This is a genomic window from Streptomyces glaucescens, from assembly GCF_000761215.1.
Lineage (GTDB): Bacteria > Actinomycetota > Actinomycetes > Streptomycetales > Streptomycetaceae > Streptomyces > Streptomyces glaucescens_B.
Genome location: NZ_CP009438.1, coordinates 4,357,501 through 4,376,873 on the forward strand (window position 1 = coordinate 4,357,501; position 19,373 = coordinate 4,376,873).

Annotated in this window: 18 protein-coding genes and 2 rRNA genes (1 of these 20 running past the window's edge); 15 read left to right on the top strand and 5 right to left on the bottom strand. The window is 71.2% G+C overall.

Translation table 11 applies throughout. The annotated features are described in order from the left end of the window. The 10 genes from SGLAU_RS18870 to SGLAU_RS18910 form a co-directional block, all read left to right on the top strand. A 23S ribosomal RNA gene (locus tag SGLAU_RS18870) occupies positions 1–1,462 on the top strand; it begins 1,661 nt to the left of the window's first position. Between the two features lie 85 nt (positions 1,463–1,547). Further along, positions 1,548–1,664 (top strand): 5S ribosomal RNA (rrf, locus tag SGLAU_RS18875). A 62-nt stretch (positions 1,665–1,726) separates the two neighbouring features. Next, complete coding sequence (locus SGLAU_RS18880) at positions 1,727–2,377, top strand: HAD family hydrolase (RefSeq protein WP_043503018.1); 651 nt, start codon at positions 1,727–1,729, stop codon at positions 2,375–2,377. A gap of 60 nt (positions 2,378–2,437) precedes the next feature. Next, the gene (locus SGLAU_RS18885) at positions 2,438–3,658 is read left to right on the top strand and encodes an MFS transporter (RefSeq protein WP_043506794.1); all 1,221 of its coding nucleotides are present in this window, start codon (positions 2,438–2,440) and stop codon (positions 3,656–3,658) included. Then, positions 3,609–4,781, top strand: a complete 1,173-nt coding sequence (locus tag SGLAU_RS18890; RefSeq protein ID WP_043503019.1) for an acetoin utilization protein AcuC — start codon at positions 3,609–3,611, stop codon at positions 4,779–4,781. Before SGLAU_RS18885 ends, SGLAU_RS18890 begins: the two co-directional genes overlap by 50 nt. 150 nt (positions 4,782–4,931) lie before the next feature. Further along, complete coding sequence (locus SGLAU_RS18895) at positions 4,932–5,747, top strand: phosphatase (RefSeq protein WP_043503021.1); 816 nt, start codon at positions 4,932–4,934, stop codon at positions 5,745–5,747. 129 nt (positions 5,748–5,876) lie between these two features. Continuing rightward, positions 5,877–6,089 (top strand): helix-turn-helix domain-containing protein, encoded by a 213-nt coding sequence (locus tag SGLAU_RS18900; RefSeq protein ID WP_159072833.1) that lies wholly within the window; start codon positions 5,877–5,879, stop codon positions 6,087–6,089. 154 nt (positions 6,090–6,243) lie between these two features. After that, on the top strand, positions 6,244–6,342 hold the full coding sequence (locus SGLAU_RS33725) for a 30S ribosomal protein bS22 (RefSeq protein ID WP_003948845.1): 99 nt from the start codon (positions 6,244–6,246) through the stop codon (positions 6,340–6,342). Between the two features lie 219 nt (positions 6,343–6,561). Further along, a complete protein-coding gene (locus tag SGLAU_RS18905; protein WP_043503026.1) occupies positions 6,562–7,653 on the top strand; it encodes an NAD-dependent epimerase/dehydratase family protein in 1,092 nt (363 codons plus the stop codon). Between the two features lie 14 nt (positions 7,654–7,667). Further along, entirely contained in the window at positions 7,668–8,726 is a 1,059-nt protein-coding gene (locus tag SGLAU_RS18910) for a lysophospholipid acyltransferase family protein (protein WP_043503027.1), read from the top strand. Between the two features lie 135 nt (positions 8,727–8,861). On the opposite strand, the gene SGLAU_RS18915 is transcribed toward SGLAU_RS18910, so the two are convergent. The 3 genes from SGLAU_RS18915 to SGLAU_RS18925 form a co-directional block, all read right to left on the bottom strand. After that, on the bottom strand, positions 8,862–10,085 hold the full coding sequence (locus SGLAU_RS18915) for a DUF5667 domain-containing protein (RefSeq protein WP_043503030.1): 1,224 nt from the start codon (positions 10,083–10,085) through the stop codon (positions 8,862–8,864). A 242-nt stretch (positions 10,086–10,327) separates the two neighbouring features. Next, on the bottom strand, positions 10,328–11,098 hold the full coding sequence (locus SGLAU_RS18920) for an ECF subfamily RNA polymerase sigma factor, BldN family (protein ID WP_043503033.1): 771 nt from the start codon (positions 11,096–11,098) through the stop codon (positions 10,328–10,330). 499 nt (positions 11,099–11,597) lie between these two features. Then, a complete protein-coding gene (locus SGLAU_RS18925; RefSeq protein WP_043503035.1) occupies positions 11,598–12,503 on the bottom strand; it encodes an HAD family hydrolase in 906 nt (301 codons plus the stop codon). A 104-nt stretch (positions 12,504–12,607) separates the two neighbouring features. Between SGLAU_RS18925 and SGLAU_RS18930 the strand changes: the two genes are divergently transcribed. The 5 genes from SGLAU_RS18930 (at position 12,608) to SGLAU_RS18950 (ending at position 18,256) form a co-directional block, all read left to right on the top strand. After that, the gene (locus tag SGLAU_RS18930; RefSeq protein WP_043503037.1) at positions 12,608–12,895 is read left to right on the top strand and encodes a glutaredoxin family protein; all 288 of its coding nucleotides are present in this window, start codon (positions 12,608–12,610) and stop codon (positions 12,893–12,895) included. Positions 12,896–13,084: 189 nt separating this feature from the next. After that, positions 13,085–13,846, top strand: a complete 762-nt coding sequence (locus tag SGLAU_RS18935; RefSeq protein WP_043503039.1) for a redox-sensing transcriptional repressor Rex — start codon at positions 13,085–13,087, stop codon at positions 13,844–13,846. After that, a complete protein-coding gene (locus SGLAU_RS18940) occupies positions 13,843–15,552 on the top strand; it encodes a glutamyl-tRNA reductase (protein WP_043503042.1) in 1,710 nt (569 codons plus the stop codon). Before SGLAU_RS18935 ends, SGLAU_RS18940 begins: the two co-directional genes overlap by 4 nt. After that, entirely contained in the window at positions 15,549–16,544 is a 996-nt protein-coding gene (gene hemC / locus SGLAU_RS18945) for a hydroxymethylbilane synthase (protein ID WP_043503044.1), read from the top strand. The genes SGLAU_RS18940 and hemC overlap by 4 nt, the downstream gene beginning before the upstream one ends. Then, entirely contained in the window at positions 16,541–18,256 is a 1,716-nt protein-coding gene (locus SGLAU_RS18950) for a uroporphyrinogen-III synthase (RefSeq protein WP_043503046.1), read from the top strand. The genes hemC and SGLAU_RS18950 overlap by 4 nt, the downstream gene beginning before the upstream one ends. Before the next feature lie 57 nt (positions 18,257–18,313). Here SGLAU_RS18950 and SGLAU_RS18955 read toward each other — a convergent pair whose 3' ends face one another. Together SGLAU_RS18955 and SGLAU_RS18960 are read right to left on the bottom strand one after the other, a co-directional pair. Then, positions 18,314–18,496, bottom strand: coding sequence for a DUF397 domain-containing protein (locus tag SGLAU_RS18955; protein WP_043503049.1), 183 nt, complete (start codon positions 18,494–18,496; stop codon positions 18,314–18,316). Further along, positions 18,493–19,326 carry a helix-turn-helix domain-containing protein gene (locus SGLAU_RS18960; RefSeq protein WP_043503051.1) on the bottom strand — a complete coding sequence of 278 codons (834 nt, stop codon included), beginning with the start codon at positions 19,324–19,326 and terminating at the stop codon, positions 18,493–18,495. The genes SGLAU_RS18955 and SGLAU_RS18960 overlap by 4 nt, the downstream gene beginning before the upstream one ends. Between the last annotated feature and the right edge of the window lie 47 nt (positions 19,327–19,373).

Consider the following 19,373-nt stretch of genomic DNA (forward strand, 5'->3'; position numbering starts at 1 on the left):
ATCCCGGGCGGTGGTTGTCCCGGGGTAAGGGTGTAGCCCGAGTGGTAGGCAAATCCGCCACTCATCAAGGGTGAGACCTGATGCCGAGCCGATTGTGGTGAAGTGGATGATCCTATGCTGTCGAGAAAAGCCTCTAGCGAGTTTCATGGCGGCCCGTACCCTAAACCGACTCAGGTGGTCAGGTAGAGAATACCGAGGCGTTCGGGTGAACTATGGTTAAGGAACTCGGCAAAATGCCCCCGTAACTTCGGGAGAAGGGGGGCCACACCCGGTGATGGGTTTTACACCTTGAGCTGGGGGTGGCCGCAGAGACCAGCGAGAAGCGACTGTTTACTAAAAACACAGGTCCGTGCGAAGCCGTAAGGCGATGTATACGGACTGACGCCTGCCCGGTGCTGGAACGTTAAGGGGACCGGTTAGCTTGGATTCGTCCAGGCGAAGCTGAGAACTTAAGCGCCAGTAAACGGCGGTGGTAACTATAACCATCCTAAGGTAGCGAAATTCCTTGTCGGGTAAGTTCCGACCTGCACGAATGGCGTAACGACTTCTCGACTGTCTCAACCATAGGCCCGGTGAAATTGCACTACGAGTAAAGATGCTCGTTTCGCGCAGCAGGACGGAAAGACCCCGGGACCTTTACTACAGTTTGATATTGGTGTTCGGTTCGGCTTGTGTAGGATAGCTGGGAGACTGTGAAGCTTGGACGCCAGTTCAGGTGGAGTCGTCGTTGAAATACCAGTCTGGTCGTGCTGGATGTCTAACCTGGGTCCGTGATCCGGATCAGGGACAGTGTCTGATGGGTAGTTTAACTGGGGCGGTTGCCTCCTAAAGGGTAACGGAGGCGCCCAAAGGTTCCCTCAGCCTGGTTGGCAATCAGGTGTTGAGTGTAAGTGCACAAGGGAGCTTGACTGTGAGACCGACGGGTCGAGCAGGGACGAAAGTCGGGACTAGTGATCCGGCGGTGGCTTGTGGAAGCGCCGTCGCTCAACGGATAAAAGGTACCCCGGGGATAACAGGCTGATCTTCCCCAAGAGTCCATATCGACGGGATGGTTTGGCACCTCGATGTCGGCTCGTCGCATCCTGGGGCTGGAGTCGGTCCCAAGGGTTGGGCTGTTCGCCCATTAAAGCGGTACGCGAGCTGGGTTTAGAACGTCGTGAGACAGTTCGGTCCCTATCCGCTGTGCGCGTAGGAGTCTTGAGAAGGGCTGTCCCTAGTACGAGAGGACCGGGACGGACGAACCTCTGGTGTGCCAGTTGTTCTGCCAAGGGCATGGCTGGTTGGCTACGTTCGGGAGGGATAACCGCTGAAAGCATCTAAGCGGGAAGCCTGCTTCGAGATGAGGACTCCCACCCACTTGATGGGGTAAGGCTCCCAGTAGACGACTGGGTTGATAGGCCGGATATGGAAGCACGGTAACGTGTGGAGTTGACCGGTACTAATAGGCCGAGGGCTTGTCCTCAGTTGCTCGCGTCCACTGTGTTGGTTCTGAAACCACGAACAACCCCACACCGTGTGGTGTGGTGCGGTTGATTGTTTCATAGTGTTTCGGTGGTCATAGCGTGAGGGAAACGCCCGGTTACATTCCGAACCCGGAAGCTAAGCCTTACAGCGCCGATGGTACTGCAGGGGGGACCCTGTGGGAGAGTAGGACGCCGCCGAACAATTATTGGGAAAACCCCCGTATCGAAAGATGCGGGGGTTTTCTGCGTTTAGGGTCTACGGTATGCGCTATGACCTGATCATCTTCGACAACGACGGCGTGCTCGTCGACAGTGAGCCGATCTCCAACCGGCACCTCGCCGCCTACCTCACCGAGCTGGGGCACCCGACGACGTACGAGGACTCCATCAGGGACTACATGGGCTCCGCGATGCACCGCATCCACGAGCTGATCCTGGAGCGGACCGGTCAGCGGCTGCCCGAGGACTTCGACGATGTCTTCCACGCCCGGGTGTTCGCGGCGTTCGAGCAGGAACTGAAGGCGGTCGCCGGGGCCGCCGAGGTGCTGGAGAAGCTGGCCGCGGACGGAGTGCCGTACTGCGTGGCCTCCTCCGGAAGTCATGAGCGCATCCGGGTGGGGCACCGGGCGGCCGGTCTCGACGAGTGGTTCGACGACGGGCGGATCTTCAGCTCGCAGGACGTCGGGCGGGGGAAGCCGGCACCCGACCTCTTCCTGTACGCCGCGGAGCGGATGGGCGTCGCGCCGGAGCGGTGCGCCGTCGTCGAGGACAGCCCGCTGGGCGTACAGGCGGCCGTGGCGGCGGGCATGGACGTGTACGGGTACACGGCGATGACACCGGCCGGGAAGCTGGCCGGGGCCACCGCGCTGTTCTCGGACATGGGGGAGCTGCTCGGCCGGCTCGGCCGAAGCTGAGGAGAATTCATCTTCGGCGGGATGTACCCAGCCGCGGGCCGGGGCCCTACGCTCGCCGCCATGACGGATGTGCTGCGGCGCGGCAGGGCCTCGCTGGCGCTCGGCTTCTTCGCCCAGGGTGTCGCCTTCGCGCTGCTCGTGACGCGGATCCCCGCCATCCAGGACCGGTACGGGGTGTCGGACGCGCTGCTGCCGGCGTTCCTGGCGGCCGTGCCGGTGCTGGCCGGGGTCGGCAGCGTCGCCACCGAGAGGCTGGTGCGGCGGAGCGCGCCCAGCTCGGTGCTGCGGTGGTCGCAGCCGGTCGTGCTGCTGGCGCTCCTCGGGGTGGGCGCGGGGGAGGGGATGGCCGGGCTGGCGGTGGCGCTCGGCGCCTTCGGGCTGGCCGTGGGGGCGCTGGACGCCTCGATGAACATGCTCGGAGTGAGTCTCCAGCGGTCGTACGGGCGCAGCATCATGCTCGGGTTCCACGCCGCGTACAGCCTGGGCGGCATTCTCGGGGCCTCGCTGGCGTGGGTGGCGGCGCACGGGCAGCTCCCGCTGGTCGTGTCGTACCTGCCGGTCGTGGGGGTGCTGCTGCCGCTGTGTCTGGTGGGGAGCCGGTGGTACGTCGATGCGGGCGGGGCGGTCGCCCGGGAGGGCGGGGGCGGGGGTGCGGGGGACGGTGCCGTCGTCTTGCGGGTGCTGCTGCCGCTGTGTCTGGTGATGACGTTCGCGTACATCGGGGACTCGACGGTGTCGAACTGGAGCGCGAAGTACCTCCAGGACGTGCTCGGGGGTTCGGAGCAGACGGCGACCGTCCCGTACAACGTCTACATGGTGACCACGCTGCTGGGACGGGCGGTGGGGGACCGCGGGGTGCGGCGGTACGGGGCCGTGGCGGTCGTACGGGGCGGGGCGCTGGTGGCGGCGGCCGGCTTCGCCGTGGTGGCCGGGGCGCCCGGGGCGTGGGCGGGGATGCTCGGGTTCACCCTGCTGGGGCTCGGGCTGTGTGTGCTGGTGCCGCAGACGTTCGCCGCGGCGGGGCGGTTGTTCCCGGGGGCCTCCGATGCGGCGGTCGCGCGGCTGAACGTGTTCAACTACGCGGGGTTCCTGATCGGTTCGCCGTTGGTGGGGGCGCTGGGGGACGCATGGAGTTATCGCGGGGCGATGCTGGTGCCGATGGTGTTGATCCTGGTGCCGCTCGTGTACGCCCGGTCGTTCGAGACTCAACCGGACCGATACGGTGGCGGGCATGAGCGGCCGCGCACAGCTGATGTGGGACGAGGCAGTAACGGGGTATGACTTCGGGCCGGGCCATCCGATGGACCCGGTCCGGCTGACCCTGACCCGCCGATTGGTCTCGGCGCTGGGACTCGACCGTGAGGTGGAGGTCGTGGGCGCGAAGCCCGCGGGGGAGTCGACGCTGCGGCTCGTCCACCGCCAGGACTACATCGAGGCCGTGAAGGCCGCGTCGGCCGACCCGCGGGCCGCCGACGCGGCCTACGGCCTCGGGACGCTGGACGATCCGGCGTTCGCCGGGATGCACGAGGTGTCGTCGCTGATCGCCGGGCTGTCCGTGGGGGCCGCGGAGGCGGTGTGGCGGGGGGAGGCGCAGCACGCGGTGAACTTCGCGGGCGGGCTGCACCACGCGATGCCCGGAGGCGCGGCCGGCTTCTGCGTCTACAACGACGCCGCGCTGGCGATCGCACGGCTGCTGGAGCTGGGGGCGGAGCGGGTCGCGTACGTGGACGTCGACGTCCACCACGGGGACGGTGTCCAGGCGGCGTTCTGGGAGGACCCGCGGGTCCTGACGATCTCGCTGCACGAGCATCCCCGGACGCTGTTCCCGCAGACCGGGTGGCCGGAGGAGACCGGTGGCGGCGCGGGTGAGGGGTCGGCGGTGAACCTGGCCCTGCCGGCCGGGACCGGGGACACGGGGTGGCTGCGGGCGTTCCACGCGGTGGTGCCGGAGCTGATCGCGGACTTCCGGCCGCAGGTGCTGGTGACGCAGCACGGGGCCGATACGCACTTCGAGGATCCGCTGGCGCACCTGGCGGTGTCCCTGGACGCGCAGCGGGCGGTGCAGATGGCGTGCCACTCGCTGGCGCACGAGCACGCCGGCGGGCGGTGGGTGGCGCTGGGCGGCGGCGGGTACGCCGTGACGGAGGTGGTGCCGCGGTCGTGGACGCACCTCGTGGGGATCGCGGCGGGGCGGCAGATCGCGCCGGAGACGGTGATCCCGGAGAGCTGGCGGCAGGAGGTGTACGCGCGCACCCGGGAGCTGGGGCCGGGGCGGATGACCGATGGGCGGTGGCCGGTGGTCTTCCGGGAGTGGGAGGCCGGGTACGACCCCGCGGACCGGCTGGATCAGGCGGTGCTGGCGGTGCGGCGGGCGGTGTTCCCGCTGCGGGGGCTGCTGGCGTAGGGGCCGTGCGGCCGGCCGGCGTCCGGGTACGGGCCGGGTGGGGACCGGGTACGCGGCCCGGCGGCCGTGGCGCGGCGGCCGGTTACGCCAACTGCGGGCTCCTCGGCTGATTCGGGGGCGGGGGACGGCATCGTCCGGCAGCATCGGCGCATGGTGAGTGCCGGGGTTCTGCGGGAGCATCTGGTGGCGGCGGGGCTGGCCGGACGGGTGGCCACCGGTCGCGAGGAGAGCCTGCGCAGTTATCGGCTGTTCGCGGCGCGGGATCCCCGGGTGCTGATCGGGGTCGATCCGGTGGGGGCCTGGCGCGTGCCGGATTTGGTGGGATTGATGGCCGAAAGGTGTGGCGTTTCTGGGGACATGGGGTGTGTTTCGGGTCCGGATCTGATCGATCCGGAGCTGACCCTCGCCGCCCTGGACGCCTTCGCCGAGCGGATCGGCGCCGTCGCCCGGCGGCGGGCGCCGGTGCTTCTCGGCACCGGGCACCCGCACCGGCTGCTGGGCTTCTACGCCGCTTTGGCGGCGGCGCTGTCGGCGGCGGGATGTGCTGTCCTCACCCCGGCGAAGGGTCGCTGTGTCGACATATTGACCCGGTTCGGCCTACGCACGCACAGCCTCGACTACGTACGGGGAGTCGCGCTGGTGCGGGAACCCGGTGCCTCGGCCCGTGGTGGTGCGACGGGCGCGCACACCCACTCACCGCTGCCGGTCCGGACCGCGCTGGCGGCTGCCGCGGAGTGCGGCGGGCCCCTTCCCGAGCTGGTGATCGGGGACCACGGATGGGTCTGCGGAGCAGGTCAGCTGGGGTTCGACGCCATCGGTCTGGCCGACACCGACGACCCGGCGCCCTTCGTGGCGCAGGCGGAGGGGCGCGTGGCCGTGGTCGTTCCGGTCGATGACGCTGCGCGGTCCGTTTACTACCGTCCGCTTACCCGTTACGTACTCAATCGAGCGTGTCTGTCACAGTAGGCCGCCGTGCGGTGCACCTCTTCCCCACTTGCATCACCCGCCCCTAGTCTGGGGAGTGAGCACGCAGCGACGAAGAGTCACCGGAAGGGGAAGCCGGTGGCCGTCGAGTGCGGAAGGTTCAGGTGTGTCATGGCTGCAGCTGGCGAGAGGCCTCTGAGCGAGGTTCAGTTCCTTACCGTGGCGGAAGTCGCCTCGGTGATGCGAGTGTCGAAGATGACCGTGTACCGGCTGGTGCACAGCGGTCATCTGCCCGCGATCCGGGTCGGGAGGTCCTTCCGGGTTCCGGAGAACGCGGTTCACGAGTACCTCCGCGACAGCTACGTGGGGGTGGACACCGCCTGACGACGGTCCGGGGGGATCGGTCCTGGGCACTTTTCGATCTCCCCGCTCACCCCGATTACGACCTCAGCGCTCGGGCGGGTAGGCTAGCCCCTCGTAGGTCGTGTGGGCCCATGGCGCCCAAACACCGAGTGATGAGAAGTGAGCGAGGGTAGTCGTGGGCTCTGTTATCAAGAAGCGGCGCAAGCGGATGGCCAAGAAGAAGCACCGCAAGCTGCTCAAGCGCACGCGCGTTCAGCGTCGTAACAAGAAGTAAGGCGACGCACCGCAGCGCTGCGGAAGCGTGGGTATGGCCCTCCACCGATCCGGTGGGGGGCCATACGCGTTTTCCGACACCGGTTTTCCGCCACGTCACGCGTCAGGCGGTCGTCACAGGGCGACACGGACCCGCTAAGTTGGCCGCAGGAGGGGAACGCGGCAGGCTGACGAGCAGGGACGCGAAGGACGTGCGGCGGTACGAGGGAAGGCGCTGATCTTGGGCAAGGTCGTGCTCGTGACCGGAGTGGCCCGCCCGCTGGGCGGCCGGTTCGTCCGGCGCATCCAGCGTGATCCGGAGGTGGACCGGGTGGTCGCCGTGGACGCGGTGCCGCCCGAGCACCACCTGGGCGGGGCCGACTTCGTCCAGGCGGACATCCGGCAGCCCACGATCGCCCGGGTGCTCGCGGAGACCGGCGCCGACACCGTGGTCCACCTGGACGTCACGGCGAGCGGGCTGGCCGGCGGCAGCCGGGTCACGGTCAAGGAGACCAACGTCATCGGGACGATGCAGCTGCTCGGCGCCTGCCAGAAGTCCCCGGCGGTGCGGCGGCTGGTGGTGAAGTCCAGCACGAACGTGTACGGGTCCGCGCCGCGCGACCCGGCCGTGTTCACCGAGACCACCCCGCCCAAGTCGCTGCCCAGCGGCGGCTTCGCCAAGGACACGGTCGAGGTCGAGGGGTACGTCCGCGGGTTCGCCCGGCGCCGGCCGGACGTCGCCGTGTGCGTGCTCCGGTTCGCCAACGTCCTCGGGCCGAGCGGGGACTCGCCGCTCGCCTCGTACTTCGCGCTGCCGGTGCTGCCGACGGTGTTCGGCTACGACCCGCGGCTGCAGTTCGTGCACGAGGACGACGTCATCGACGTACTGCGGCTGGCCTCGCACGAGCCGGCCCGGGGCACGCTCAACAGCGGCACCTTCAACATCGCCGGTGACGGCGTGCTGCTGCTCTCCCAGTGCTCGCGGCGGCTCGGCCGCCCCACGGTGCCGCTGCTGCTGCCCGCGGTCACCTGGGCCGGGTCCCTGGTGCGGACGCTGGGCATGACGGACTTCTCGCCCGAGCAGATCCGGCTGCTCACCCACGGCCGGGTGGTGGACACCACCGAGATGCGGGAGACGCTGGGGTTCCGGCCGAAGTACACCACCGCGGAGACGTTCGCGGACTTCGTCCGCGGCCACGGGCCCGGGCTGCTGCCGCCCGAGTCCCTGGCGGGTGCCGTGGACCGGCTCGCCGCCGCGCTGTCCGACGGGCCGGGAGCCGGCGGCTCCCCGGCCCCCTCACCGAGTCACTCCCCGACGCACGGCGCCAACTGAGGAGCGCAGCAACGATGGCGGACGCCAAGGTCATTCCGTTCGACGACGACCGGTCCCGCGGGGGCGCCGTACAGCGGCCGTCGCGGCGCCGCGGCGCGGGCAGCCGGCGCGGGGGCGGCGAGCCCGCGCGGGGGCGTGAGGCCGGGGAGGTGCAGGCGCTGCCCACCCGGGAGGCGCCGCGGGAGGACGACGCCGCGGCGCCCGGGCAGCAGCCGCCGCGGCCCGCGGAGACGGGCGATCTGGAACGGCGGGTGGCGGCCGGGCTGGCGTTCCTGCGCCGCCGGCTCACCGGGGACTACGAGGTCGACGACTTCGGGTACGACGAGGAGCTGACCGACCAGGTCCTGATGTCGCTGCTGCGGCCGGTGTACGAGAAGTACTTCCGGGTCGAGGTGAAGGGCCTGTCCAACATCCCGGCGGAGGGCGGGGCGCTGATCGTCGCCAACCACTCCGGGACGCTGCCGCTGGACGGTCTGATGATGCAGGTCGCCGTCCACGACCACCATCCCGCCGGACGGCACCTGCGGCTGCTCGCCGCCGACCTGGTCTTCGTGCTGCCGGTCGTCAACGAGCTGGCCCGCAAGCTGGGGCACACCCTGGCGTGCGCGGAGGACGCCGCACGGCTGCTGGAGCAGGGCGAGCTGGTCGGGGTGATGCCGGAAGGCTTCAAGGGCCTCGGGAAGCCCTTCGCGGACCGCTACAAGCTCCAGCGCTTCGGGCGGGGCGGGTTCGTCTCCACGGCCCTGCGCGCCGGGGCGCCGATCATCCCCTGCTCGATCGTCGGGGCGGAGGAGATCTATCCGATGCTCGGCAACGCGAAGACGGTGGCCCGGCTGCTGGGCTTCCCGTACTTCCCGCTCACGCCGACCTTCCCGTGGCTCGGGCCGCTGGGCGCGGTGCCGCTGCCGACGAAGTGGACGATCCAGTTCGGGGAGCCGATCCCGACGGACGGGTATCCGCCCGAGGCCGCGGAGGACCCGATGCTGATGTTCAACCTGACGGACCAGGTCAGGGAGCAGATCCAGCACACGCTCTACAAGCTGCTGGTGCAGCGGCGGTCGGTGTTCTTCTGAGTCTCGGCCGGCCGGTGTGCTTCCGCGTGCGTCCGGGGGCGTGACGCGTCCTCACGCGTCCAGTGCGCGGGTACGCGACGGGGGCGCCCTGTGGAGGGGGCGCCCCCGTCGTCGTACCGCCCGGTCTCGCGCTGCTTACTCCGCGTCCTGCGCCTCGATGCCCAGGCCGGGCAGGAGGCCGGGCAGGAGGGGCGGGAGGGTGACGTCGGGCTCGGGGGTCGGCGTCACGCTCTGGGGCGGGGAGGCGGGACCGGTGTTCTGCGGCGGCGGGTCGAGCAGGCCGCCCGTGTTGCCGCCGAGCAGGCCGTCGCTGTCGCTGCCGGACTCCGCCGGCTGGCTGGGGCGGCCGGAGCCGTCCGAGGGCCCGGTGTCGGTGGTGCCGCCGGTGCTGGGCGCGGTGGGACGGCCGGTGCCGGAGGATCCGTGGGACTCGCCGGCACCCGGGCCCCGCTGCCCGTCGCCCGTGTCGCCGCCCTTGGCCGGGGGCTGGGGCAGCAGGGACTGCAGCGGGGCGACCTCCTGGTCTATGGCGTCGAAGACCGACGACACCTGTTCGCTGACGTCCCCGAGCTGGAGCGGCAGCCGCTCGCGCAGGGCGCCCCAGGCGTCACGGTGGGAGCGGGAGAAGGCGGAGAGCGCCTGGATGGGCCCCAGGGACTCGGGGTCGCGCTCGTAGGCCGCGCTGAGCAGCCGGTGGCCTTCCGAGGCGTCGTGCCGCATCCCGGACAGGGCGCGGCGGATCTCGCCGAGGGACTCGTGGTCGAGGTGGCCGCCGCGACCGCGTTCCATCAGCCGACGTGCTTCGCTCAGGCGGGTGGAGGCCTGGTCGAGGTACATCTCGCCGCGCTCGTCGTCCTCGTCGGCGAGGCCCAGCTTGAAGTCCTCGATGCCGCGTTTGAGGCCGTAGAGCGAATCACCCGGCAGGGCGTCCGAGCTGGCAGCCGCGACTCCACCGAAGGCCCCGGCGGCCACACCCACGCTGAGGCCGCCGGCGGTGAGGCCCTTGGCCAGCCGGGTGCGCGGCCGGAACTTTCCCAGTGGGGTCGTCGCCCGGTGTGCGCCCCGGGCGCGACGCTGCTCGGGCACCGAACGGTCCGCCTCGCCGCCCTCCTGCAGCATGGCCTCCATCGCGGCCACCAACTGGGCCCGCTGGACGACCTTGACCTCGGGGTCCAGCTCGGGTTTGGGCAGCTCGCCGAGACTGGTCGCGAGGGCCAGCAGCCGGCCCTGCTCGGCGGGTTCGCCGGCAGCCGGGGCGGGTGCCTCGGGCTGCTCGTCCGCCGTGTCCCGGTCGGGCTGCTCCTCCAGAGCCTGGGCGAAGGCGTTCGCCCGCCGGTGCGCCGATACGTTCGCGATCACTGGCGGCACCTCCTCTCGTCATGACGGTCGACTCCCCAGGGGGTCCTGAGGGTTGCACACTCCGGCCGGTTCCACGCGAACGAGCGAGCGGAGACGGCCGGGGTGTGACCACAGGGAGCCTGCATCCCGAACAACGAGTGGCGCGGTACTTCGGTTACGGACGGCGGAGGAGCGGTCCGGGAAGTCAACGGACTTTCACCGAGGGTGAGTTGGGGACAGCGGAGGGTCGCGTGTGCGGGGGGTCAGCGCGCGTCGTCCGGGAGGAGCCGGGCGAGGGTGCGTACGGCGCGGTACTGGAGGGTCTTGATGGCGCCCTCGTTCTTGCCCATGACGCGGGCGGTCTCGGCCACCGAGAGGCCCTGGAGGAAGCGGAGCGTCACGCACTCCTGCTGCTGGGGGTTGAGCCGCCGTACGGCGTCGAGGAGGGCGGCGTTGGAGAGGGACTCGAGGACGGACTCCTCGGGGGAGCGCTCGACCTCGTTGGCGTCGAGCATCTCGCCGGTGGTCACTTCGAGCCGGAAGCGGCTCGACTTGAAGTGGTCGGCGACCAGGTTGCGGGCGATCGTGACCAGCCAGGCGCCGAAGTCGCGGCCCTGCCAGGTGAAGGTGCCGATGCGGCGCAGGGCGCGCAGAAAGGTCTCGCTGGTCAGGTCCTCGGCGGTCGCCTTGCCCCCCACGCGGTAGTAGATGTACCGGTAGACGGTGTCGCTGTACTGGTCGTAGAGGCGGCCGAACGCCTCCGCCTCGCCGGACTGGGCGCGCTCGACGAGGTCCATCATGCGGGCGCTGTCGCTGTCGGCGGCCGGGCGGCGCGCGGTGGCGGCGCCCGTGGAACGTCCTCGTCTGCCGACCGCGGCGCCGCCTTCGGCCAGTGCGTAGCACGGGCCGACGGGCGCGGCGGAGGCGAAGGCGGGGACGGCGTACGCGGTGGGGACGAAGTCGCGCAGCAGTCCTTGGACCGTCGCGCGCAGCGTAGCCAGGCCCGAGGCGTCAACCCCGACGTGTGGGTACACGGGACTCCCAGAGGCAGAGCTTCCATCACGTGCAGTGCGGAACCTTTCACCCGTCGTAGCGACGGAGCGGTACCGGATTGCGTCTGAGGAGAATAACGCTTCGTACAGGCGCCGCTACACCCAGTTGCTCAAATCATCGATTACGTCGCTTCCGTAACCGATTGACGACTACTCAAGTTCCGCAGAGTGATCGATTGCTGACCGGAAGGGTTCGGATTCCGGGTGGGTCGGAGACGGGTTGTGGCCGGGTGCGGTAAGGGGGGACTGGCCGGGCGTGCGGGTGGGTACGACTCGTGGATTGGCCCGCCCGGCGGGGCGTGTCGGCCGGACCGGCCGGGCCGGCCGGGCGGTGCCCACGGCTGACGGACGCGGTTGACGGGCGCGGTTGACGGGCGCGGCTGACGGGCCGGGGAAGCGGAGGCAGGGGAGGGCGTGGGGGAGGGGCGCCGGGGAGGGATGCGGGGGAGGGGCCGGCCCGGGTGATCGCCGGCGGGCCCCGTCAGCGGCGGCGGCGGTGCAGGGCGATGGCCGCGGCCGTGCCGCCCGCGACCGCGCCGACGCCCGCCGCGGCGGGGATGCCGACCCTGGCCGCCTTGCGGCCGGTGCGGTAGTCGCGCAGCCGCCAGTCCATCTCGCGGGCGTGCCTGCGCAGTTTGCTGTCGGGGTTGATCGCGTACGGGTGGCCGACGAGCGAGAGCATGGGGATGTCGTTGTGCGAGTCGCTGTACGCGGCGCAGCGGGACAGGTCGAGGCCCTCGGCGACGGCCAGCGCGCGCACCGCCTCCGCCTTGGCGGGGCCGTGCAGGGGCTCGCCGACCAGCTTCCCGGTGTAGACGCCGTCGACGGACTCGGCGACGGTGCCCAGCGCGCCGGTCAGGCCCAGGCGGCGGGCGATCACCTGGGCGATCTCCACGGGGGCGGCGGTGACCAGCCACACCCGCTGGCCGGCGTCCAGGTGGGCCTGGGCGAGCGCCCGGGTGCCCGGCCAGATCCGCTCGGCCATGTACTCGTCGTAGATCTCCTCGCCGATCGTCCGCAGCTCGGCGACGCGGTGGCCCTTGACGATGGAGAGCGCCGAGTCGCGGGCGTCCTGCATGTGCTCGGGGTCCTCGACGCCTGCGAGCCGGAACCACGCCTGCTGCCAGGCGAACCGGGCGAGGTCGCGGGTCTCGAAGAACTTGCGCTTGTACAGGCCCCGGCCGAAGTGGAACAGTGCGGCGCCCTGCATGACGGTGTTGTCCAGGTCGAAGAAGGCGGCGGCCTGTTCGTCGCCGGGCACCGGGAAGGGCGGTTCCGGGGAGACCTCGGCGGACTTGCGGGCGGCCTCCGCCGAGGCCTCGCCTGCCAACACGCTCCGCGCCGTGGCGGAGCGCCTGCGGGGGGTGAGCCATCCGAGAGCGGCCATGGCGTGAGCATAGCCAGTCCGGCCGGAGGTTCCGTCCGGTGCCGGGAGCGCGGGCGCGGACCGCGCGCGAGCGGGACGTACGGGACGGGCCGGGGAGCGGGAGAATGGCCGGTATGAGTCCCATCTTCCGGCGCGGCTCCGCGCCCGCCCCCCAGGACCGTCTGGTCACCCTGATCCGCAAGCCCGGCTGCCATCTGTGTGATGACGCACAGATCGTCATCGAGAAGGTCTGCGGGGAGCTGGGTGTGCCGTGGGAGCAGAAGGACATCACGCAGGACGCTGACCTGCACGATCGCTACTGGGAGCAGATCCCGGTGGTGCTGGTGGACGGGGCTCGGCACACGTTCTGGCGGGTGGATGAACAGCGGCTTCGAAAGGCGCTGACGGCTTAGGATCGATGGCTGTAGTGGTCTCGGGGGCGTAGATCGTGAGGAAGGTAATCGGTCGTGACCCCCGTCACGTTGGCCGGGCAAATCGGACACCATCTTTGTGCACGCGTTCACAAAGACATAGCCTGCTTCCGACGGGGCGGTCTGGGGACGTACGACCGCCTGCAGCCCCGCTCTACCCGCAGGAGCACCGTGGCAACTGGCCGAACTCACCGACCGGCGACCCGTAGCCGAGGGATTCCCGAGGCCACCGTCGCCCGGCTTCCGCTGTACCTCCGCGCCCTGACCGCTCTCTCCGAGCGCTCGGTGCCGACCGTCTCCTCCGAGGAGCTGGCGGCGGCGGCCGGGGTCAACTCCGCGAAGCTGCGCAAGGACTTCTCGTACCTGGGCTCCTACGGGACGCGTGGCGTGGGCTACGACGTCGAGTATCTCGTGTACCAGATCTCCCGCGAACTGGGGCTCACCCAGGACTGGCCGGTTGTGATCGTCGGTATCGGAAACCTCGGCGCCGCGCTCGCCAACTACGGCGGGTTCGCCTCCCGCGGCTTCCGGGTCGCCGCGCTGATCGACGCCGACCCGAACATGGCCGGGAAGCCCGTCGCCGGGATCCCGGTGCAGCACACCGATGAGCTGGAGAGGATCATCCAGGACAACGGTGTGTCGATCGGTGTGATCGCCACCCCCGCCGGTGCCGCGCAGCAGGTGTGCGACCGGCTGGTCGCCGCCGGGGTGACCTCCATCCTGAACTTCGCGCCGACCGTGCTGTCCGTCCCGGACGGCGTCGACGTGCGCAAGGTCGACCTCTCGATCGAACTCCAGATCCTCGCCTTCCACGAGCAGCGCAAGGCCGGCGAGGAGGCCGCGGGCGAGGCCGCCGTGCCGGCCGCCGCGGGCCGCGGCGACTCCGCCGACCAGGGACCCGACGGGGACGTACCCGCCGTGATGCCGGCATGAGCCTCCTCGTGGTGGGGCTGAGCCACCGCAGCGCCCCGGTCAGCGTGCTGGAGCGGGCGGCGCTGAGCGCGGACGCCCAGATCAAGCTGGCGCAGGACACCGTCGCCGCCGAACCGGCCGCCGAGGCCGCCGTGCTGGCCACCTGCAACCGCATCGAGCTGTACGCCGACGTGGACAAGTTCCACGCCGGTGTCGCCGAGCTGTCCACGCTGCTCGCCCGGCACAGCGGCGTCGGGCTCGACGAGCTGACCCCCTATCTCTACGTGCACTACGAGGACCGGGCCGTCCACCACCTCTTCTCGGTGGCCTGCGGACTGGACTCCATGGTCGTCGGCGAGGGCCAGATCCTCGGCCAGATCAAGGACTCGCTGGCCCGCGCCCAGGAGCTGCACACCGCCGGCAGGCTGATCAACGACCTGTTCCAGCAGGCCCTGCGGGTCGGCAAGCGGGCGCACTCCGAGACCGGGATCGACCGCGCCGGGCAGTCCCTGGTCACCTTCGGCCTGGAGCAGCTCGCCGCGGGCGGGCCGGTCGAGGACTGGGCGCGCGGCAAGAAGGCGCTGGTCATCGGCGCCGGTTCGATGTCCTCGCTGGCCGCCGCGACGCTCGCCCGGGCCGGTGTCGCCGAGGTCGTCGTCGCCAACCGCACCCAGGAGCGCGCCGAGCGGCTGGCCCAGATCCTCACCGAGGCCGACGACGCGCGGGTGCTCGCCCGCGCGGTGCCGATGGACGCGGTGCCGGACGAGCTGACACGTGCCGACCTCGCCGTCTCCTGCACCGGCGCGACCGGGCTGGTGCTCGGCGCCGAGGCGGTCGCCGCCGCGGTGCGGGGCCGCACCGGCCAGGCGGTCGCCGAGCCGGCCGGTGAGCGCCGTACGGCCGACCGGCCGGCGGAGACCCGCCCCACCCCGCTGCCGCCCACCAGCGTCGGCACCGAGGAGGGGTGCCCGCTGGACCTGCCCGCCGCCGCGCCCGGTTTCTCCGTCATGGGCGAGGCCGCCGTGGCCGGGATGGACGCCGCGACGCTGGAGCAGCACGCCGCGTGGGTCGCCGCGGCCCCGGCGGAGCGGCGCGAGGCCGCCCGGCGGACGCCCGGCGCGGACGCCGAGCTGATCGGCGCGCTCGCCGCGACGGTGGCGACCGTCGGCCGGATCCCCGAGCGGCGCCGGCCCGAACCGGTGGCGGCCGAGCGCCCCGAGCCCGTGCTCTTCCTCCTCGACCTCGCCATGCCGCGCGACATCGACGCGGCCGTGCACCGGCTCGCCGGGGTGCGGCTGGTCGACATCGAGTCGCTGGCGGACGCCTCCGCCGACGCGCCGATGGCGGCCGACGTCGACCAGGTCCGCCGTATCGTTTCTGACGAGGTGGCGGCCTTCGGCGCGGCCCAGCGGGCCGCCCACATCACGCCGACCGTCGTCGCGCTGCGCACGATGGCCGCCGATGTCGTCGCCAGTGAGATCGCCCGGCTGTACGGGCGGCTGCCCGGCCTCGACGACAAGCAGCGCAGCGAGATCCGGCAGACCGTGCACCGGGTCGTCGACAAGCTGCTGCACGCGCCGACCGTACGGGTCAAGCAGCTCGCGGCCGAGCCCGGCGGCGCCGGATACGCGGACGCGCTGCGCACCCTGTTCGACCTCGACCAGGAGACGGTGGCCTCCGTCTCGCGAGCCGAGGACAGCACCGAGAAGAACCGAGGGCCACGATGAGTGAGAAGGCGCTGAGGCTCGGGACCAGGCGGAGCAAGCTCGCCATGGCCCAGTCCGGGCAGGTGGCGGAGGCCGTCAGCCAGGTGACCGGCCGGCCTGTCGAGCTGGTCGAGATCACCACCTACGGGGATGTGTCCCGTGAGGCGCTGGCGCAGATCGGCGGCACGGGCGTGTTCGTGACCGCGTTGCGCGACGCGCTGGTGCGGGGCGAGGTCGACTTCGCGGTGCACTCGCTGAAGGACCTGCCGACCACGCAGCCCGCGGAGCTGGTCCTGGCCGCCGTACCGGTGCGCGAGGACCCGCGCGACGCGATCGTCGCCAGGGACGCCCTGAAGTTCACCGACCTGCCGCGCGGGGCGCGCATCGGCACCGGTTCGCCGCGCCGCATGGCGCAGCTGAACGCGTACGCCCGCGCCCACGGACTCGACATCGAGTGCGTGGCGATCCGCGGGAACGTCGACACCCGGATCGGCTACGTCCGCAACGGCGAGCTGGATGCCGTCGTGCTGGCCGCCGCCGGACTGAACCGGATCGGCCGCAGCGACGAAGCGACCGACTACCTGTCGGTCGACACCGTTCTGCCCGCCCCCGGCCAGGGGGCCCTGGCGATCGAGTGCACCGCGGACGACGCGGACCTCATCGCCGCGCTCGGCGAACTCGACGACCCGCTCACCCGGGCCGCCGTGACCGCCGAGCGGTCCCTGCTCGCCGCCCTGGAGGCCGGCTGCAGCGCCCCCGTGGGCGCGCTGGCCGACCTTCCCCCACTCTCGGGTCCGCTCGAGCGGGGGAACCCCCATGCCGACGAGCAGACTGTCAAGGAAATGCGCCTGCGCGGCGTCGTCGGCACGACCGACGGCACCTCGCTGGTGCAGCTGTCCACCACCGGTCCCGTGCCCCAGACGCACGACCAGGCAGTGGCGCTCGGCCGTGACCTCGCGGCCCGGATGCTTGCCCAGGGCGCGGCCGGTCTGATGGGGGAGCGAGCACAGTGAGCCCCACCACCCTTCCCGCCTGTCCCGACCACGGGCACGTCACCTTCCTGGGTGCCGGACCCGGAGACCCGGGGCTGCTGACCCTGCGCGCCGTGGAGGCGCTGGCCAGCGCGGACGTCCTCGTCGCCGAGCACGAGGTGCTCGACGTCGTGCGCGTCCACGCCCGGCCGGGCGTCGCCGTCGTCAACACGGATCCGGACCCCGCGGGTCCGTCCGCGGACCGGCTTCCGGGCACAGGCACGCCTCAGCTCACGGTGGTTGACGGCACGTCAACACCCGTCGCCGCACCCGCAGAACGGGATGCCGCACATCTTGTCATGGAGGCCGCGCGGGGCGGCAGGCGGGTCGTGCGTGCCGTCTCCGGCGACCCCGGACTCGACGCGTACGCCGCCGAGGAGATGCTCGCCTGCGCCGCCGCTGGGGTCCCCTTCGAGGTGGTCCCCGGGGTCGCCGCCGCCGTCGGCGTGCCCGCCTACGCGGGTGTGCCGCTGCGCGACGCCGACGGCGCGGACGTGCGGTTCGTCGACGCGCGCACGGCGTCCGACCGGTGCTGGACCGAGGTGGGCGCCTCCGACGGGACGGTCGTGGTGTCCACGACGCTCGACTCCGTGGCCGCCGCCGCGGGCGAGCTGGTCGCCGCCGGCCGCAAGCCCGACACCCCGCTGACGGTGACCGTCGCCGGCACCACCACCCGGCAGCGCACCTGGACGGCGACCCTCGGCACCATCGCCCAGACGCTGAAGCAGGCCAAGGTGCTGCCCTCGCCCGAGGGCGGCCGGCCGGTGATAGCCGTGGTCGGTGAGCGCAGCGCCGCCGCCCGGCGTGACCAGCTCTCGTGGTTCGAGTCCAAGCCGCTGTTCGGCTGGAAGGTGCTCGTGCCGCGCACGAAGGAGCAGGCGGCGTCGCTCTCCGACCAGCTGCGGTCCTACGGTGCCGTGCCGCACGAGGTGCCGACCATCGCGGTCGAGCCGCCGCGCACGCCCCAGCAGATGGAGCGGGCGGTCAAGGGCCTGGTCACCGGCCGCTACGAGTGGATCGCCTTCACCTCGGTGAACGCGGTCAAGGCCGTCCGGGAGAAGTTCGAGGAGTACGGGCTCGACGCGCGTGCCTTCGCCGGGATCAAGGTCGCCGCGGTCGGCGAGCAGACCGCCAAGGCGCTGATCGCCTTCGGCGTGAAGCCCGACCTGGTGCCCAGCGGCGAGCAGTCGGCCGCCGGACTCCTGGAGGACTGGCCGCCCTACGACCCGGTCTTCGACCCGATCGACCGCGTCTTCCTGCCGCGCGCCGACATCGCCACCGAGACCCTGGTCGCCGGGCTCATCGAGCTGGGCTGGGAGGTCGACGACGTCACCGCCTACCGGACCGTGCGCGCCTCGCCGCCGCCGGCCGAGACGCGGGAGGCGATCAAGGGCGGCGGTTTCGACGCGGTGCTGTTCACGTCGTCGTCGACCGTGCGGAACCTGGTCGGCATCGCCGGCAAGCCGCACAACGTGACCGTCATCGCCTGCATCGGGCCCGCCACGGCGAAGACCGCCGAGGAGCACGGGCTGCGGGTCGACGTGATGGCGCCCGAACCGTCCGTGCACAAGCTCGCCGAGGCGCTGGCCGAGTTCGGCATGCGCCGCCGGGCCGCCGCCCTGGAGGCCGGCGACCCGGTGACCCGGCCGAGCGAGCGGCGTCCGGGGGCGCGCAGGCGGCGTACGACGACCTGACCCACGCGGATACGGCCCGCACCGTGCACCCGGTGCGGGCCGCGCGTGTCGACTCCGTCAGTGCGCGGCGGCGTACGGCAGGAAGCTCGCCCACGTGGTGGGGGTGAGCGCGAGGCGGGGGCCGTCGGGGTTCTTGGAGTCGCGGACGAGGACGTGGCTCTCGTCGTCCGGGATAGCCACCTCGACGCAGTCGGGGCCGCTGGACGTGCTGTAGCTGCTCTTTATCCACTCCAGCTTCATGTCTCTCCAAGCACCTTCTCGATGAGGGCCATCGACTCCCGTGGGCTGAGAGCCTGTGCCCGGATGATTCCATACTGGATATCCAGGAGCTGCACCTCTTTCGGCTCCGAGATCACGCGGCTGATGTGCGCCACCTCCACATGACCGACCGTGGTGCCGTCCTCGAGCCGGAGCAACCTGAACGAGCCGTCGAGCCCCGAGTTTTCCTCGCGGCTCAGAGGTAGTACCTGAAGATCGACGTTGTGGAGCGCGGCGACTTCCAACAGGCGTTCAAGCTGCCCACGCATCACCATCTTGCCTCCGATGGGCCGACGCAGCGTCGACTCGCACTGGACAAAACTGAAGAGAGCTTCGGCTGTCGTGTCGTTCATGATCTCTTGCCGTGCCATGCGCGCCGCTACCTGCTGATCCAACTGGTCGGCGGCAAAGGGCGGGCGGCGTGCGCTGAGGACTGCTCGTGCGTATCCCTCGGTCTGCAACAACCCGTGAATGACGGAGTTGTTGTACGCGCACAGCTCTACCGCGCCAGCCTCCAGTTTCTTCAGGTCCCGCACCTTCTTCGGGTACCGGGCCTCCGCCACGTCCCCCTTCATCGCCGCGATCTTCCCGCCCGCGCCCAGGATCTCGTCCGCCGCGTCCAGGTACTCGGGCCGGGGGATGCGCCGTCCCCGTTCCACCGAGGAGACCAGTTCCTCCCCGTAGCCGATGGCCGCTCCGAGCTCCGCCTGGGTCAGGCCGGCCGCCTCGCGCCACAGTTTCAGCTGCCGTGCGACCGTGCGCATCACGGCCCCGGCCTCTTCGTCGTCCAGCCCCGCTTCCCACCCGCTCATGTCCGCCGCCTCCCGCCGCGTGCGCCCTTCCCCGGACCAACTGCGGC